Annotated in this window: 20 protein-coding genes and 1 riboswitch; of the genes, 19 read left to right on the top strand and 1 reads right to left on the bottom strand. The window is 68.8% G+C overall.

Annotation, left to right across the window (positions count from 1 at the left end):
* The first annotated feature begins 25 nt into the window (after window positions 1-25).
* The 19 genes from mihF (at window position 26) to DR843_RS07135 (ending at window position 15,575) form a co-directional block, all read left to right on the top strand.
* Window positions 26-343, top strand: a complete 318-nt coding sequence (gene mihF, locus DR843_RS07225) for an integration host factor, actinobacterial type (protein ID WP_109684755.1) — start codon at window positions 26-28, stop codon at window positions 341-343.
* Window positions 344-359: 16 nt separating this feature from the next.
* Window positions 360-917 carry a guanylate kinase gene (gene gmk / locus DR843_RS07220; protein WP_245934046.1) on the top strand — a complete coding sequence of 186 codons (558 nt, stop codon included), beginning with the start codon at window positions 360-362 and terminating at the stop codon, window positions 915-917.
* A 17-nt stretch (window positions 918-934) separates the two neighbouring features.
* The gene (rpoZ, locus tag DR843_RS07215; protein WP_109684753.1) at window positions 935-1,201 is read left to right on the top strand and encodes a DNA-directed RNA polymerase subunit omega; all 267 of its coding nucleotides are present in this window, start codon (window positions 935-937) and stop codon (window positions 1,199-1,201) included.
* Between the two features lie 32 nt (window positions 1,202-1,233).
* On the top strand, window positions 1,234-2,457 hold the full coding sequence (gene coaBC / locus DR843_RS07210) for a bifunctional phosphopantothenoylcysteine decarboxylase/phosphopantothenate--cysteine ligase CoaBC (RefSeq protein WP_109684752.1): 1,224 nt from the start codon (window positions 1,234-1,236) through the stop codon (window positions 2,455-2,457).
* Window positions 2,458-2,503: 46 nt separating this feature from the next.
* On the top strand, window positions 2,504-3,718 hold the full coding sequence (metK, locus tag DR843_RS07205) for a methionine adenosyltransferase (RefSeq protein WP_109684751.1): 1,215 nt from the start codon (window positions 2,504-2,506) through the stop codon (window positions 3,716-3,718).
* Window positions 3,719-3,729: 11 nt separating this feature from the next.
* Entirely contained in the window at window positions 3,730-5,592 is a 1,863-nt protein-coding gene (locus DR843_RS07200) for a primosomal protein N' family DNA-binding protein (protein ID WP_109684750.1), read from the top strand.
* A 22-nt stretch (window positions 5,593-5,614) separates the two neighbouring features.
* Window positions 5,615-6,271 (top strand): HAD family hydrolase, encoded by a 657-nt coding sequence (locus DR843_RS07195; RefSeq protein WP_109688688.1) that lies wholly within the window; start codon window positions 5,615-5,617, stop codon window positions 6,269-6,271.
* Between the two features lies 1 nt (window position 6,272).
* On the top strand, window positions 6,273-6,815 hold the full coding sequence (gene def / locus DR843_RS07190) for a peptide deformylase (RefSeq protein ID WP_109684749.1): 543 nt from the start codon (window positions 6,273-6,275) through the stop codon (window positions 6,813-6,815).
* The gene (gene fmt, locus DR843_RS07185) at window positions 6,812-7,729 is read left to right on the top strand and encodes a methionyl-tRNA formyltransferase (RefSeq protein WP_109684748.1); all 918 of its coding nucleotides are present in this window, start codon (window positions 6,812-6,814) and stop codon (window positions 7,727-7,729) included. Before def ends, fmt begins: the two co-directional genes overlap by 4 nt.
* Entirely contained in the window at window positions 7,722-9,182 is a 1,461-nt protein-coding gene (locus tag DR843_RS07180) for an RsmB/NOP family class I SAM-dependent RNA methyltransferase (protein WP_109684747.1), read from the top strand. Before fmt ends, DR843_RS07180 begins: the two co-directional genes overlap by 8 nt.
* The gene (rpe, locus tag DR843_RS07175) at window positions 9,182-9,841 is read left to right on the top strand and encodes a ribulose-phosphate 3-epimerase (RefSeq protein ID WP_109684746.1); all 660 of its coding nucleotides are present in this window, start codon (window positions 9,182-9,184) and stop codon (window positions 9,839-9,841) included. Before DR843_RS07180 ends, rpe begins: the two co-directional genes overlap by 1 nt.
* Before the next feature lie 27 nt (window positions 9,842-9,868).
* Window positions 9,869-10,005, top strand: a riboswitch (FMN riboswitch).
* A 91-nt stretch (window positions 10,006-10,096) separates the two neighbouring features.
* Window positions 10,097-11,068 carry a bifunctional diaminohydroxyphosphoribosylaminopyrimidine deaminase/5-amino-6-(5-phosphoribosylamino)uracil reductase RibD gene (gene ribD, locus DR843_RS07170; RefSeq protein WP_245934045.1) on the top strand — a complete coding sequence of 324 codons (972 nt, stop codon included), beginning with the start codon at window positions 10,097-10,099 and terminating at the stop codon, window positions 11,066-11,068.
* Window positions 11,068-11,646: a riboflavin synthase gene (locus DR843_RS07165; RefSeq protein WP_109684745.1), complete on the top strand. Its 579-nt coding sequence runs from the start codon at window positions 11,068-11,070 to the stop codon at window positions 11,644-11,646. Before ribD ends, DR843_RS07165 begins: the two co-directional genes overlap by 1 nt.
* Window positions 11,643-12,353, top strand: a complete 711-nt coding sequence (locus DR843_RS07160) for a nicotinamide mononucleotide transporter family protein (RefSeq protein WP_245934044.1) — start codon at window positions 11,643-11,645, stop codon at window positions 12,351-12,353. Before DR843_RS07165 ends, DR843_RS07160 begins: the two co-directional genes overlap by 4 nt.
* A 1-nt stretch (window position 12,354) precedes the next feature.
* Window positions 12,355-13,569 (top strand): bifunctional 3,4-dihydroxy-2-butanone-4-phosphate synthase/GTP cyclohydrolase II, encoded by a 1,215-nt coding sequence (locus tag DR843_RS07155; RefSeq protein ID WP_109684744.1) that lies wholly within the window; start codon window positions 12,355-12,357, stop codon window positions 13,567-13,569.
* Window positions 13,566-14,051 (top strand): 6,7-dimethyl-8-ribityllumazine synthase, encoded by a 486-nt coding sequence (gene ribH / locus DR843_RS07150; RefSeq protein ID WP_109684743.1) that lies wholly within the window; start codon window positions 13,566-13,568, stop codon window positions 14,049-14,051. The genes DR843_RS07155 and ribH overlap by 4 nt, the downstream gene beginning before the upstream one ends.
* On the top strand, window positions 14,011-14,274 hold the full coding sequence (locus tag DR843_RS07145; RefSeq protein WP_109684742.1) for a phosphoribosyl-ATP diphosphatase: 264 nt from the start codon (window positions 14,011-14,013) through the stop codon (window positions 14,272-14,274). Before ribH ends, DR843_RS07145 begins: the two co-directional genes overlap by 41 nt.
* A 9-nt stretch (window positions 14,275-14,283) precedes the next feature.
* Window positions 14,284-15,120, top strand: a complete 837-nt coding sequence (gene hisG / locus DR843_RS07140) for an ATP phosphoribosyltransferase (protein WP_109684741.1) — start codon at window positions 14,284-14,286, stop codon at window positions 15,118-15,120.
* A complete protein-coding gene (locus DR843_RS07135; RefSeq protein WP_245934043.1) occupies window positions 15,108-15,575 on the top strand; it encodes a PH domain-containing protein in 468 nt (155 codons plus the stop codon). The genes hisG and DR843_RS07135 overlap by 13 nt, the downstream gene beginning before the upstream one ends.
* Here DR843_RS07135 and DR843_RS07130 read toward each other — a convergent pair.
* Entirely contained in the window at window positions 15,529-15,786 is a 258-nt protein-coding gene (locus DR843_RS07130; protein WP_109684740.1) for a GlsB/YeaQ/YmgE family stress response membrane protein, read from the bottom strand. The genes DR843_RS07135 and DR843_RS07130 overlap by 47 nt on opposite strands.
* Window positions 15,787-15,890 lie beyond the last annotated feature (104 nt).

Below are 15,890 nucleotides of genomic sequence, written 5' to 3'. Positions count from 1 at the left end.
CCTCACTACCGAACAAGGAGTCTTCGTGGCCCTTCCCAACCTCACGCCGGAGCAGCGCGCCGAGGCCCTGGCCAAGGCGGCGGCAGCCCGTCGCGAGCGCGCCGAGATCAAGAACCGGCTGAAGTACTCGCAGGGTTCGTTGCGCGAGGTCATCGAGGCCGGGCAGGAGAACGAAGTGATCGGCAAGATGAAAGTGACCGCTCTGTTGGAGTCGCTGCCTGGGGTCGGACCGGTGACGGCGCGACAGATCATGGATGAAATCGGCATCGCCCACACCCGCCGGGTCCGGGGCCTGGGGGTCAACCAGGTCACGGCGTTGCTCGAACGCTTCGAGACCAACTGAAGAGGTCAGCAACTACGTGAGCCCACTGTTCGTGCTCGCCGGTCCGACTGCGGTCGGCAAAGGCACCGTGTCCGCCTACGTGCGTGACCATTTCCCGCAGGTCTGGCTGTCGGTGTCGGCGACCACCCGCACGCCGCGGCCCGGAGAAGTGGACGGGGTCCAGTACGTCTTCCTGAGCCAGGACGAGTTCGATGACATGGTCCGGCGCGGGGAGTTCCTGGAGCATGCCGTGGTGCACGGACAGGCCAGTTACGGCACTCCGCGCGAACCGGTGGAACGGGCACGGGCGGAGGGGTTGCTGCCGTTGCTCGAAATAGATCTGCAGGGTGCCCGCCAGGTCCGCGAGGCCATGCCCGATGCGCACCTGGTCTTCCTTGCCCCACCGGATATGGACGAGTTGGTCCGTCGGTTGGTGGGTCGGGGGACCGAGGACGAGGCCGAGCGCACCCGTCGGCTACGCACCGCGGAGACCGAAATGGCCGCCATCGAGGAGTTCGATTCGGTCATCGTGAACGACGATGTTCGGCGGGCCGCCGAAGAACTCGTACACTTGATGCAGACCGACGCACACTGAAGAAACGAGATTTATCCGTGTCTGGGACCGTGGCCAAGCCGGAAGGCATCACCAACCCGCCGATCGACGACCTGCTGAAGGTCGCCGACTCCAAGTACGCCCTGGTGCTCTACGGGTCCAAGCGCGCCCGCCAGATCAACGCTTACTACTCGCAGTTGTCCGAGGGTCTGCTGGAGTACGTCGGCCCGTTGGTCGACAGCCACATCACCGACAAGCCGTTGTCGATCGCGCTGCGTGAGATCAACGAGGGCCTGCTGTCGATCGAGCCCACGACCGAAGCCTGAGCTCCTCGAAGCTGAACGGCGGAGGCGGACCGGTGCGGATCGTTCTCGGCGTTGCCGGCGGGATCGCCGCCTATAAGGCGTGCAGTCTGCTTCGCCTGTTCACCGAAGCTGGGCACGATGTGACCGTCGTACCCACGGCTTCAGCGCTGCGATTCGTCGGCGCACCCACCTGGGCCGCGCTGTCCGGCAAACCCGTCACCGACGCCGTCTGGGACGACGTGGAGCAGGTCCGGCACGTCAAACTCGGCCAGGAAGCCGACCTGGTGGTCGTCGCACCGGCCACCGCTGATCTGCTGGCCCGTGCCGCACACGGCATGGCCAACGACCTGCTCACGAACGTCCTGCTCACGGCCTCCTGTCCGGTGCTGCTCGCCCCGGCGATGCACACCGAGATGTGGCAGCACCCGGCGACCCGGGCCAACGTCGCGCTGCTGCGTGAACGAGGCGTGCTGGTCATCGATCCCGCGTCCGGGCGGCTGACCGGTAAAGACTCCGGCCCAGGACGGCTGCCAGAACCCGAGCAGATCTTCGACGCCGCGCTCGCGGCGACCCGACCCGTTGCACAAGACCTGGCCGGCGTGTCGGTGCTGATCTCGGCCGGCGGTACTCGGGAGCCGCTTGATCCGGTGCGTTACCTGGGTAACCGCTCGTCGGGGAAGCAGGGTTACGCGTTGGCGCAGGTGGCCGCCGCTCGCGGCGCCAAGGTGACGCTGGTCAGCACCGTCGATCTGCCGGCGCCCGAGGGCGTCGACGTGCAGCGGGTCGAGACGGCCGACCAACTACGCGAACGGGTGCTCGGCGCTGCGGTCGATGTGATCATCATGGCTGCAGCAGTCGCCGACTTCCGACCCGCCAAGCGTGAGTCGGCCAAGATCAAGAAGACCTTCGACCCGGCCCATCCCGACGACGCACCGACCATCACCCTGGTGCGCAATCCGGACATCCTGGCCCAGGCGGTGCAGGCCCGCGGTGCGGCGCAGTGGCCGGTTTTGGTCGGTTTCGCGGCGGAGACCGGGGATGCCGGGCACACTGTCCTCGAACACGCTCGCGCCAAGCTGGCGCGCAAGGGTTGCGATCTGCTGGTGGCCAACGAGGTCGGTGAGGACATCACCTTCGGTCAGGACACCAGCACCGTCTACCTACTGCGTGCCGACGGCGGACCCGAAATCACCGTGGGCCCCGCCGACAAGCGGGAGATCGCCGCTGCGGTGTTGGATGCCGTAGGCGATCTCATCCTTGTCCGACGCTCCGTCTAAACTCACCAGCAACCAGCCAGCAGCCGCTGCACACGAGGAGATCTCCATGGCACGCCTTTTCACGTCCGAGTCCGTTACCGAGGGCCACCCCGACAAGATCTGCGACCAGATCTCCGACAGCATCCTGGACGCGATGCTCAAGGAAGACCCGAACTCCCGCGTCGCCGTGGAGACCATGGTCACCACCGGCCTGGTGCACGTCGCCGGTGAGGTGCGCACCAAGAGCTACGTGCCGATCGCCGAGTTGGTGCGCGACACCATCGTCAAGGTCGGCTACGACACCTCGGACAAGGGATTCGACGGACGTTCCTGCGGAGTGTCCATCTCGATCGGCGAGCAGAGCTCCGATATCGCCCAGGGCGTCGACGACGCGCACGAGAGCCGCACGCAGTCCTCGGAAGAGGCCTACGACAAGCAGGGCGCCGGTGACCAGGGTCTGATGTTCGGCTACGCCTGCACCGACACCCCTGAGTTGATGCCGCTGCCGATCTTCCTGGCGCACCGCCTCTCCGAGCGGCTGACCGGGGTCCGCAAGGACGGCACGCTGCCCTACCTGCGCCCGGACGGCAAGACCCAGGTCACCATCGCCTACGAAGGCGACACCGCCGTGTCGCTGGACACCGTGGTCCTGTCCACCCAGCACGCCGATGGCATCTCCCTGGAGGGCATGCTCGAGCCGGACATCGACACCCACGTCATCAAGCCGGTCCTGGAGGAGTTGGCCGCCAACGGCACGCAGCTGCAGACCGACGGCTACCGCAAGCTGATCAACCCGACCGGCAAGTTCGTGATCGGTGGTCCGATGGGTGACGCCGGTCTGACCGGCCGCAAGATCATCGTCGACACCTACGGCGGCATGGCCCGCCACGGTGGTGGCGCGTTCTCCGGCAAGGACCCCTCGAAGGTCGACCGCTCGGCGGCCTATGCGATGCGCTGGGTTGCCAAGAACGTGGTCGCCGCAGGTCTGGCCACCCGGTGCGAGGTGCAGGTCGCCTACGCCATCGGCAAGGCGCAGCCGGTCGGCCTCTACGTCGAGACCTTCGGCACCGAGACGGTCCCGGTCGACAAGATCCAGAACGCCATCCAGACCGTGTTCGACCTGCGTCCGGCCGCCATCGTCGACGAACTGGACCTGTTGCGTCCGATCTACAAGCCGACCGCCGCCTACGGGCACTTCGGGCGCACCCGCGCCGACGGTGTCGAGGACGCCTTCACCTGGGAGCGCACCAACAAGGTCGAGGACCTCAAGCGCGCTCTGTAGCCGAGTCACCGGTGCCGCAGTTACCGGTCGCCCGAGTCGTTCTCGACGGTCCGCTGCCGCACCTGGACCGGGAGTTCGAGTACGCCGTTCCGCCCGACCTCGCGGACCGCGCCCAACCGGGGGTGCGGATCCGGGCCCGGTTCGCCGGTAAGGACACCGCGGGGTTCGTGGTGGCGCGGACCGGCCAGGCCGAGCACACCGGCAAGCTCACGCCGCTGCGCACCGTGGTCGGTGATGAGCCGGTGCTCACCGTGCACATCCTGCGGGTGGCTCGGCAGATCGCCGATCACTACGCGGGCACGCTGTCGGATGTATTGCGCCTGGCGATCCCGCCGCGGCACGCCCGGGCGGAAAAGGCCCTGACCGCCAGCGCCCCGCCACCGGTGCCGGACCGAGAAGCGACGATCTGGCGGCGTTACGACGCCGGCCCGGCGTTCCTTGACCACCTCCGGTCCGGCGGCGCCCCCGCAGCGGTGTGGACCGCCGGGCCGGACTGGCCGGACGGGATCGCGCAGGCCGCCCAGGCGGCGCTGAGCGCGGGCCGGGGGGTGGTGATCGTCGTACCCGATCACCGGGACGTGGCGCGGGTCGACGCGGCCCTCTCCGCCGCGCTGGGGCCGGACCAGCACGTCCGGTTGACGGCCGACCAGGGTCCGCAGGCGCGGTACACCGCATGGCTGAAAGCCCTTCGGGGACAGGTGAAATGCGTGGTCGGCAACCGGGCGGCAGCGTTCGCTCCGGTGCACGACCCGGGATTGTTCGTCTGGTGGGACGACGGTGACGATCTGCTGGTGGAGCCGCGGGCGCCGTACCCCCATGTGCGGGAGATACTGCGCGCCCGCGCGGCCGACGCCGGCGCAGCCCTGTTGTCCGCGGCCGTCTCCCGATCGGTCGCGGTGCAGGCCTGGCAGCTGCCGGAGATCAGCGCACGAGACGCGCATCCGACCGTGCACATCGCCGGTGACGAGGTCGAGCGGGAACGCTCCGGTCCGGCCGCGACAGCCCGGATCCCCACCCGCGCCTGGCAACTCGCGCATGCAGCGCTGAACGACGGGCCGGTGCTGGTGCAGGTGCCTCGGCGCGGATACCTGCCGGCGCTGCGGTGCGCCGACTGCGGCACCCGGGCCACCTGCGAGCGCTGCCAGGGGCCGTTGGCGCTGGCCGGTCCGGACGGGCCGGCGGTGTGCCGGTGGTGCGGCGCACAGGGTGCGCACTGCCGGGAGTGTGGCAGCACCGCCCTGCGCGCCACCGTCGTGGGTGCGCGCCGGACCGCGGAAGAGTTGGGCCGGGCGTTCCCCGGGGTGCCGGTCGTGCAGTCCGGGGCGCGGGAAGTGCTGGACGCCGTCCCTGCCTCCCCGGCTCTGGTCATTGCCACCCCGGGTGCCGAGCCGGTGGCTGAGGGTGGCTACCGAGCGGCCCTGCTGTTGGATGCGTGGGCACTGACCGAGCGCCCCACCCTGGACGCCGGGGAGGAGGCGCTACGGCGCTGGCTGGCCGCGGCGGTGCTGGTGGACCCGGCCGGTGCCGTCGTCCTCTGCGGCGTCTCGCGACAACTGCCCGTGCACCAAGCCCTCGTGCGATGGGCACCCGCGGCGTACGCCGATCGCGAACTGGCCGACCGCACGGCCCTGGGACTGCCCCCGGCGCGGTGGCTGGCGCTGTTGCGCGGCGAGGATGCGGACGTGCGGCAGTTCGCTGCGGGACTGCCCGCCGACTGGGAACGTCTACCCACCCCGACCCAGACCATCGTGCGGGCGCCGGTGGGGCTGGACGATCCGGCACCGATCCTCAAAGCGGTGCGTTCCCGGTGGTCGGCGGCCAAGTCCGGCGGCCCGGTGACCGTCCGGGTAGAACCGACCGCGGGCGAACTGTGAGGGCGCCGGTAGCCTCGTGACCATGACTGACAGTCCAGCCACCGACGCTCCCGTCGCCTACGACGTGGTGGTCTTCGACCTGGGGAACGTGCTGATCAAGTGGGACCCGGTCGAAGCCATTGCCCAGGACGTCGGCGTCGAGCGAGCCCGGCGGTTCGTGGGCGATCCGGACTTCGACTTCGCGGGCTGGAACCTGTTGCAGGACAGCGGTCGTAGCTGGGAAGACGCCGAGGCGGCAGCCATTGCCTCGCACCCTCAGTACCGCGAGGAGATCCTGGCCTACCGCAACCACTTCCAGCACTCGATCAAGGAACCGGTCGAGGGTACTCAGGAGATTTTGCGGGAACTGCACGCCGCCGGCGTCCCGTTGGTGGCGTTGACCAACTGGTCCGCCGGGATGTTCCCGGCAGCTCTGGACCGCTTTGACTTCCTGGACCTGTTCGAGGACATCGTGGTCTCGGGCGAGGAGGGGGTGGCCAAACCGGATCCGGCGATTTTTGCCGTCCTGGCCGACCGGATCCGACACCTGGGCAGCTTGGACGACGCGCTCTTCATCGACGACTCGCTGGCCAACGTCCAGGGCGCGATCGACGCAGGGTTGGATGCGATCGTGTTCACCACCGCGGCCGAATTGCGCGCTGACCTGCACGCCCGTGGGCTACCGATCAAGGAGGCGTGAGATGTCGATCACCGATATCCGGATCTTCGGCGACCCGGTCCTGCGGCAGCCGGCCGCCGAGGTCACCGTCTTCGACAAAGAGCTACGGCAACTGGTCAAGGACCTGACCGACACCATGATGGACGCGCCCGGTGCCGGTCTGGCGGCTCCGCAGATCGGCGTCAGCTTGCGGGTGTTCACCTACTACATCGACGGACAGCTCGGTCATCTCATCAATCCCGACCTGTCCTTGTCGGTCGAGCAGCAGATCGGTGACGAGGGTTGTCTCTCGTTGCCCGGTCTGGTGTTCGAGACGCCGCGTGCGCTGCGAACGGTTGCGCGTGGCTTCGACATGTACGGCGAGCCGATCACCATCGAGGGCACCGACCTGATGGCCCGGTGTCTGCAGCACGAGACCGACCACCTGGACGGGATCATCTTCATCGACCGGCTCGACTATGAGACGAAACGCCTGGCGATGAAGGCGACTCGCAATGCCCAGTGGACCGGGCAGGACGTCCCGGAGGTCCGGATCAGTCCGCACGCGTCGCAGGTGCGCCGATGAGAGTGGTGTTCGCCGGGACGCCGGAGGCCGCCGTACCGTCGTTGCAAGCGATCCTGCGCTCGCGGCACGAGGTGCTCGCGGTGCTGACCCGCCCCGACGCGCCCGCCGGGCGCGGTCGCTCAACCCGGCGGTCGCCGGTGGGCCAGGTCGCCGACGAGGCTGGCATCCCCGTCCTCACCCCGGGACGTCCGAGGGAGGTCGCGGGGCAATTGCGTGAACTCAATCCGGACGCCTGCCCGGTGGTCGCCTACGGCGCGTTGCTGCCGGGGGATCTGCTGGCCATTCCGCAGCACGGCTGGATCAATCTGCACTTCTCACTGCTGCCGGCCTGGCGCGGAGCGGCACCGGTCCAGCACGCGATCGCGCACGGTGATGAGGTCACTGGGGCGACGACCTTCGTGATCGACGAAGGGATGGATACCGGTCCGGTCCTGGGCAGGATGACCGCGGCGATCGGCCGCCGGGAGACCAGTGGCGACCTGCTGGAGCGGTTGGCCGTGACCGGGGCCGATCTGCTGGTCGCGACCCTTGATGCCCTGGAGTCGGGTGCATTGGAGCCGGATCCGCAGCCGTACGACGGGGTTTCCCTGGCTCCGAAGATCACTGTCGATGATGCCCGGATCGACTGGGGCACACCGGCGTTCGCGGTCGATCGACATGTGCGCGCGATGACACCAGCACCGGGTGCGTGGACCACCTTCCGCGGTGAGCGGCTGAAGATCCTGCCCGTATCCGTCGCTGAGGAAGAGTTGGCGCCGGGCGTGCTGAGGGTGGGTAAGCGAACCGTGCTGGTGGGTACCGCGACGCAGGCGGTCGAGTTGGGGCAGGTCCAGGCAGTCGGCAAAAAGGTGATGGACGCGGCGGCGTGGGCCCGCGGCGTACGCGATAGTGACGGTGAGGTGCTCGGTGGCTGAACGGGACGCACGGGGCCGGCAGCGGCCGGCCGCCCGGACCCAGAAGCGGGGCCAGTTCTCCACGAACCGGCCCAGCCAACGTCGGCGGGACGGGGACCCAGCCCGCCGCGCGGCCTGGGACCTGCTGCGGCGGGTGGACGGCGGCGGGTACGCCAACCTGGAGATGCCGCGATTGCTGCGCGCGGCGGGGCTGAGCGGGCGGGACGCTGCCTTCGCGACGGAGTTGGGCTACGGCACGCTGCGGATACAGGGTTTCTATGACCCGGTCATCGAGCTCTGCGCGGGTCGACCGGTCGGCACTATCGATCCGCCGGTGCTCTCGACGTTGCGGCTCGGCGTGCACCAACTGCTCGGTATGCGGGTGCCCGCGCATGCGGCGGCCTCGGAGACCGTCGGCCTGGCCCGGTCGGTGAACGGCGCGGGAGCGGCGGGCTTCGTGAACGCCGTCCTGCGGCGGGTCACGGAACGCACCCGCGACGAATGGGTCGCCGAGGTCACCGCCGGCCGGGATCCGTTGGAGGCATTGGCGATCGAGCACTCCCATCCGGAGTGGGTGGTGCGGGCACTGCGATCCTCGCTGCTGGCCAACGGGGTGTCCGCGGACACGCTGGAAGACCTGTTGATCGCTGACAACACGCCGGCCCCCGTGACGCTGGTCGCGCGGCCGGGGTTGTCGACGGTGCAGGAATTGGAACAGTTCGGCGCGGTCGCGTCGGACACCTCACCGGTCGGTGCGGTGCTGGAGTCGGGTGACCCGGGAGAGATCCCGGCGGTCCGGGACACCCGGGCCGCGGTGCAGGACGCCGGCTCGCAACTGGTCGCTCTCGCGGTCGCCAGAGCCGAAGTGACCACCCGGGCCGATCAGGAGTGGCTGGACCTGTGCGCCGGGCCGGGCGGCAAGAGCGGGCTGCTGGCGGCCCTCGCCCACCAGCAGGGCGCCGTACTCTTCGCCAACGAGGTCAGTGAGCACCGCACCGAACTCGTCCGCAAAACCCTTGTCGCAGCGATTGATTCGGGTGCCGAGGTGATGATCGGCACCGGAGACGGGCGCGATATCGGGGCCGAGGAACCCGACACCTACGACCGGGTGCTCGTGGATGCGCCGTGCACCGGACTGGGTGCGCTACGCCGCCGACCCGAAGCGCGCTGGCGGCGGACACCTGGGGATGTCGCACCGCTGACGGTTCTGCAGGGCGAACTGCTGACCTCGGCGCTGGATGCGGTCCGGCCCGGCGGCATCGTCGCGTACGTGACGTGCAGCCCACACCTGGCCGAAACCCACCAGGTGGTCTCGGAGGTGCTGGCCGGCCGGGACGACATCCGCCAGGAGGACGCGCGGCCGCTGTTCGAGCCGCTGGCCGAGCTGGGTCCCGGGCCCTCGGTCCAACTGTGGCCGCACATCCACGGCACCGATGCGATGTTCTTCGCTCTGCTGCGAAAGGTTGCTCCCTGATGTTGATCTCACCCTCGATCCTGTCCGCCGACTTCGCCAACCTGCAGGCCGAGCTGGATCGGGTCGCGAATGCCGACTGGGCGCACGTGGACGTGATGGACAACCACTTCGTACCCAACCTGACCCTGGGCGCACCGGTCGTCGAGGCCCTGGCCAAGGTGTCGCCGATCCCGATCGACGCGCACCTGATGATCGATGACCCGGACCGCTGGGCACCGCAGTACGCCGAGGTGGGGGCGCGCAGCGTGACCTTCCACATCGAAGCAGCCGCCGACCCTGTGAAACTCGCGCGAACGTTGCGCGCGGAGGGTGCCCGGGCGTCCATGGCGCTGAAGCCGGGAACTGCGTTCGCGCCGTACGAGGATCTGCTCCCCGAACTGGACATGGTGCTGGTCATGACGGTCGAACCCGGGTTCGGCGGCCAGTCCTTCATGGCCGATCAGATGCCGAAGGTGCGTCAGGTGCGCGAGGCGGTCCGCCGGTCCGGCGGCGAGATCTGGGTGCAGGTCGACGGCGGGGTCTCCGCTGCCACGATCGAACAGTGCGCCGAGGCCGGCGCGGACGTCTTCGTCGCCGGTTCGGCGGTCTACGGGGCAGCCTCTGCTGCCGACGCCGTCGCGGAGCTGCGCGCGCTGGTCGCAAAGCACTCGCATACCTGATCCCGGCACGCGGTGTAGAGTTTGGCCAAACGTGCTCCGGGGTCGGTGCAATTCCGAGCCGGCGGTGATAGTCCGCGACCCGCCTCACTCCTTCGGGAGGAAGCGGTTGACCTGGTGAAATTCCAGGACCGACGGTGAAAGTCCGGATGGGAGGCAGCACGCCAGCGTCGACGCACCCTTGTGCGCTCGGCGGTCTCTGGTCACCCCGGTGCGCCGTTTGACGACAGTCAGACGGACGACGGGAAGGTGGACCAGGTGACCTCAACGCACCTGCAGCGCGCGGTTGATCTTGCGCGCCGTGGTCCGCTTGCTGACCCCAACCCCCAGGTCGGCTGTGTCCTGGTCAAGGGCGAGCGGGTTATCGGCGAAGGCTGGCACGCGGGTGCCGGGACCGCGCACGCTGAGGTTGTCGCGTTGCGCGCCGCCGGTGACGCGCGGGGCGCGACTGCCTACGTCAGCCTCGAACCGTGTAATCACACCGGCCGCACCGGACCGTGCGCGCGGGCCCTGATCGACGCCGGGGTGGCGAAGGTCGTGTACGCCCAGGCCGATCCGAATCCGAGTGCGGCAGGGGGCGCGGCGACCCTGCGCGCGGCGGGCATCGAGGTCGAGCACGCCGCGATCGAGACCGGTCTGGGCCGCTACTGGACGTACGCCGTGACTCACCAGCGTCCGTTCGTCACCTGGAAATTCGCGGCAACTCTCGACGGTCGCAGCGCGGCCGCCGACGGCAGTAGTCAATGGATCACTGGACCGGCCGCGCGCGAGGACGTCCAGGCCAGGCGCGCGACGGCGGGGGCGATTATCGCTGGCACCGGCACTGTGCTCGCCGACGATCCGCGCCTCACGGTGCGCGGTCATGACGGCGAACCGCTGCGGGTGATCGTCGGGCACCGCGACATCCCGACGACTGCGCGGGTGAAGGTCGATGACAACTATCTGCAGATCGCCACCCACGACCCAGCCGAAGTCCTCGATGCGTTGCAGGACAGGCAGATCCGGCATGCCTGGCTGGAGGGCGGCCCGCGCCTCGCTGCGGCCTTTCTGCGGGCCGGACTGGTCGATGAGATCGTCGCCTACCTCGCTCCGGCCCTGCTCGGCGCCGGCGCGAATGCGGTCGGTGACCTCGGCATCGACAGCATTGCCGACATCCAGCGGTACGAACTGCGGGATCTGGCTCGCGTCGGTGACGACGTACGAATCGTTCTGTCCGGGAAGGGAATCTGATGTTCACCGGGATTGTGGAAGAACTCGGCTCGATCGTGGCGGTCGACAGCGATGGTGACTCCGCCAAGATCACCGTGCGTGGGCCGAAGGTGCTGGACGACGTCACCCACGGCGCCTCCATCGCGGTCAACGGCGTCTGTCTGACCGTCACCGACTGGACGAAAGACACCTTCACGGTCGACGTGATGGCCGAGACGCTGCGCCGCACCAGCTTGGGGCAGGCCGGTTCACCCGTGAATCTGGAGCGGGCGATGCGGGCCGACGGGCGCTTCGGCGGGCACATCGTGCAAGGGCACGTGGACGGTACGACGACCATCACCTCACGAGACGAACAGCCGCGGTGGACGGTGGTCCGATTCGGGCTGCCAACCCAGCTGGCGCCGTACGTCGTGGAGAAGGGGTCGATCACGATCGACGGGGTCTCGCTCACGGTCAGTGCCGTCGGCGAAGGCTACTTCGAGGTGTCGCTGATCCCGACGACCCTGGAGTTAACGACATTGGGACGTAAGGGAATCGGTGACCTGGTGAATCTCGAGGTGGACGTCTTGGCGAAGTACGTGGAGAGGTTGATGAAGTGAGCGACAGCAATATCTTCGTGACGTTGGTCAACGCCCACCTGACGATCGGCGGTCAGGCGATCACCTGGCGCGAGATCGTCGGCAACGCCTTTGGCCTGGCATCCGCGATCGGTGGGATGCGGCGCAAGGTGTGGGCATGGCCGGTCGGGATCATCGGCAACGCGCTGCTCTTCACGGTGTTCTTCGCGGTGGGCTTCACCGGTCACGGTCAGGAGAAGCTTTACGGGCAGGCCGGTCGACAGGTCTTCTTCATCCTGACCTCGATCTACGGCTGGTGGCTGTGGCAACGCACCAAGAATCGATCAACAGACCCGGATGCCCCTGCGGTGCAACCGCGGTGGGCGACCGCGCGTGAGCGACTCGGATATGTCCTGGTCTGGGCGGCGGGTGTCCTGGTGTGCCAGTGGATCTTCCGCACGATCGGTGTGGACTACTGGCATCCGCCGGAGTTCTACTGGTGGGCCGACGCGTGGATCTTCGTCGGCTCGATGCTGGCGACCTACGCGATGGCCCGTGGCTGGACGGACTTCTGGCTGATGTGGCTGGCCGTCGACATCGTCGGGGTGCCCGAGCTCATCTACTTCAAGTTCTACCCCTCCGCGGTGCTCTACCTGGTCTACGCCGGGTTCGTCGTCTGGGGCTTCTTCGTGTGGTGGCGTGCGTCCCGCGAGGAGCAGCCCGTTCTCCAACCCGCAGGGCAGGTGTGACATGACAACCCGGGAACTCGCAAGCGTCGAGGACGCGCTGCGCGAAATCGCCGCCGGGCGACCGGTTTTCGTCGTCGACGACGAGGACCGGGAGAACGAGGCCGACCTGGTGATGGCCGCCTGCGCCGCCGACGAGCGGTGGATCGGGTTCGCCGTGCGCTACGGATCGGGGGTGCTGTGTGCGCCCGTGACCGGTGAGATCGCCGACCGCCTGGCCCTGCCACCGATGGTGAGCGACAACCAGGACCCCAAGGGCACGGCGTACACCGTCTCGGTGGACGCCCGCAAGGGGGTCAGCACCGGCATCAGCGCGGCCGACCGGGCGCGGACGCTGCGGTTGCTCGCTGACCCGGCCACGTCCGCGGAGGATCTGACCCGTCCTGGTCACGTGTTCCCGTTGCGGGCGCGCGACGGGGGAGTGCTGGAGCGGCCGGGGCACACCGAGGCGGCCGTCGATCTCGCACGGTTGGCCGGTCTCGAACCAGTCGGCGCCATCGTCGAACTCGTCCACGACGACGGCTCGATGATGCGCCTGGGCGCTGCGCAGGACCTCGCCGAGCGCGAAGGGTTGCTGGTCATCTCGATCGCCGACCTGATTGCGTGGCGGCAGCGGCACGACCGGGTCCGGCGCGTGGCCAGCACCCGGTTGCCCACGGCGTACGGCGAGTTCACGGCCCACGGGTACCTCGACCTGGTCACGGGCGCCGAGCACGTCGCTCTCGTCATGGCGGGTGGCGACACGGTCCGCGTGCACTCCGAATGCCTGACCGGTGACGTCTTCGGCTCGCAACGCTGCGACTGCGGTCCGCAACTGGAGGCATCGCTCACGGCGGTCGCCCGCGACGGCGGCGCCGTCGTCTACCTCGGCGGCCACGAGGGCCGCGGTGTGGGGCTGCTGAACAAGTTGCGGGCGTACAGCCTGCAGGACACCGGCCTGGACACCGTCGACGCCCAGACCGCGCTCGGGCTGCCGGTCGATGCGCGCGAATTCTCCGCTGCCGCAGCGATCTTGCGTGACCGCGGTCTGACCAGTGTGCAGTTGCTGACCAACAACCCGGCCAAGGAGCAGGCGTTGCGCGGGGCAGGCATCGAGGTGACGGCGCGACTGCCGCTGCACGTCGGCGCCAGCGTGCACAACCTCGACTACCTGGCCACCAAACTCGAGCGGATGGGCCACCTGGCGCCCGAGCCGACCATCCTGAAAGGCGCATCATGAGTGGACACGGACCCGTCCTGGACGTCGACGCCAGCGGCCTGCGCGTCGCGATCGTCGCGGCCAGCTGGCACGACGAGGTGATGGACGGCCTGATCGCCGGGGCGCAGCGCGCCCTGGGCGGCGGCGCCGAGGTGATCCGGGTGCCAGGCACCTTCGAACTGTCGGTCGCGTGCGCGCGGCTGGCCCCGGCGTACGACGCGCTCGTCGCTCTAGGGGTTGTGATCCGGGGCGGGACGCCACACTTCGAGTACGTCTGTGAGGCCGCCACGGTGGGCATCACGCAGGTCAGCGTGCAGACCGGCGTGCCCATCGGGTTCGGCGTCCTGACCTGCGACACCGAGCAGCAGGCCCTGGATCGGGCCGGTCTGCCGGGGTCGATCGAGGACAAGGGATTCGAAGCGGCTGGGGCCGCGGTCGCGACGGCCAGTACCCTTGCCTCCTGTGAAGACGTTCGATCAGTTGTGGGTGGAGCTGGCCGCTAAGGCTCAGCAGCGACCGGAGGGTTCGCGCACGGTCGCTGAGCTCGACGCCGGCGTCCATGCCATCGGCAAGAAGATCGTCGAGGAGGCGGCCGAGGTCTGGATGGCCGCCGAGCACGAGGGCCGCGAGCGCACCGCGGAGGAGATCAGCCAGCTGATCTACCACCTGCAGGTGCTGATGCTGGCCAGCGGCATCGAGCCGTCCGACGTCTACACCCACCTCTGAGAGATCGACATGCTTCGTATTGCCATGCCCAACAAGGGCGCCCTGTCCGAACTCGCCGCGCAGATGATGCGTGAGGCCGGCTACCGCGGCCGTCGGGACAGCAAGGAACTGGTCATCTCCGACCCGGACCAGAACGTCGAACTGTTCTACCTGCGCCCGCGCGACATCGCGGTCTACGTGGGCTCGGGCACGCTGGACGTCGGGATCACCGGGCGCGATCTGATGCTCGATTCGGGCTCGCCGGCCACGGAGGTCCTGCAGCTCGGGTTCGGCTCCAGCACCTTCCGCTACGCCGCTCCGGTCGGCGCCGACCAGGAGTTGGCCGGCAAGCGGATCGCGACCAGCTTCCCGGGGCTGGTGCGCAACCACCTGGCCAGCCTGGGTCTCGAAGCCTCCGTCGTCCGGCTGGACGGTGCGGTGGAGTCCGCGGTGACCCTCGGCGTGGCGGACATCATCGCCGACGTCGTGGAGACAGGGACCACCTTGCGTAACGCCGGACTCGAGGTCTTCGGCGACCCGATCCTGGCCAGCGAGGCGGTGTTGATCCGCCCGGCCAACAGCCCGCGCAACCCGGCCGTCGATGTTCTCGTACGGCGACTGCAGGGGGTGCTGACCGCGCGCAACTACGTGATGATGGACTACGACATCGCCGTGCAGTTGGTCGAGAAGGCCTGCGAACTGACCCCCGGCCTGGAGAGCCCGACCGTCTCCCCGTTGCACGACAAGGGGTACGTCGCGGTGCGGGCCATGGTGCCCAAGGCGCAGACCAACACGGTGATGGACGAGCTCTACGAACTCGGCGCGCGCGCCATCCTGGTCACGGAGATCGCTGCGTGCCGGATCTGAGCGATCCCTACGCACCGTTCCTGCCGCGGCGGGCGCGGATCGTCTCCAGCATCGCCGCCCTGGGCGTCGTGCTGGTCTTCACCATCGTGGCGATCCACGTTCCGCAGGGTGGTTCAGCGGGCTGGACCGGCTTCGACAGCATCATGCTGATCGCCGTCGCCGTGGCGATCGCGGCGTTCCTGCTGCGCTACGCCATGGTCGGCGCCTGGCCGGACGAGGACGGTCTGCGAGTGCGCAATCTGCTGATCACCCGCCGGTTGGAGTGGGCCCAGATCGTGGCGGTGCAGTACGGCGGTGGGCAGCCCTGGGCGGTGCTCGACCTGGCCGACACCGAGCAGTTGGCAGTGATGGCCATCCAGCGGTCCGACGGCCCGGTCGCGATGCGTGAGGCTCAGCGCTTGGCGGCGCTCATTGCTGCACGTGGCGACGCTGGTAGGCGTGATAGCCAGCCGTGACCAGGACCGCGCCGACCAGTGAGCCGATGATGCCGCTGGGCCGGAACGCGAGTCCGTCGCCACTGAGCAGGCTGATCAGCAGTCCGCCGACGAAGGAACCAACCAGACCGGCCGCCAGTGCCAAGGTCCAGTTCACCGGGCGGCTGCCGAGAAGCAATTGGGCGCCGGCACCGATGATCATGCCGAACAAGATGATCCCCACGATGAGCATGCGCACACCCTATGCGGGAACTGCGGTCGCCGAGGACCAGTCCAACAACTGACGAAACCGCCATGAGTCGCTGCCCGCAGCCGTCGCGGCACCGCGACTCGTGA

It is taken from the genome of Branchiibius hedensis, from assembly GCF_900108585.1.
Classification (GTDB): Bacteria; Actinomycetota; Actinomycetes; order Actinomycetales; family Dermatophilaceae; genus Branchiibius; species Branchiibius hedensis.
Note: the sequence above shows the minus strand (reverse complement) of the source record. Positions and strands in the feature narration are given on the sequence as shown.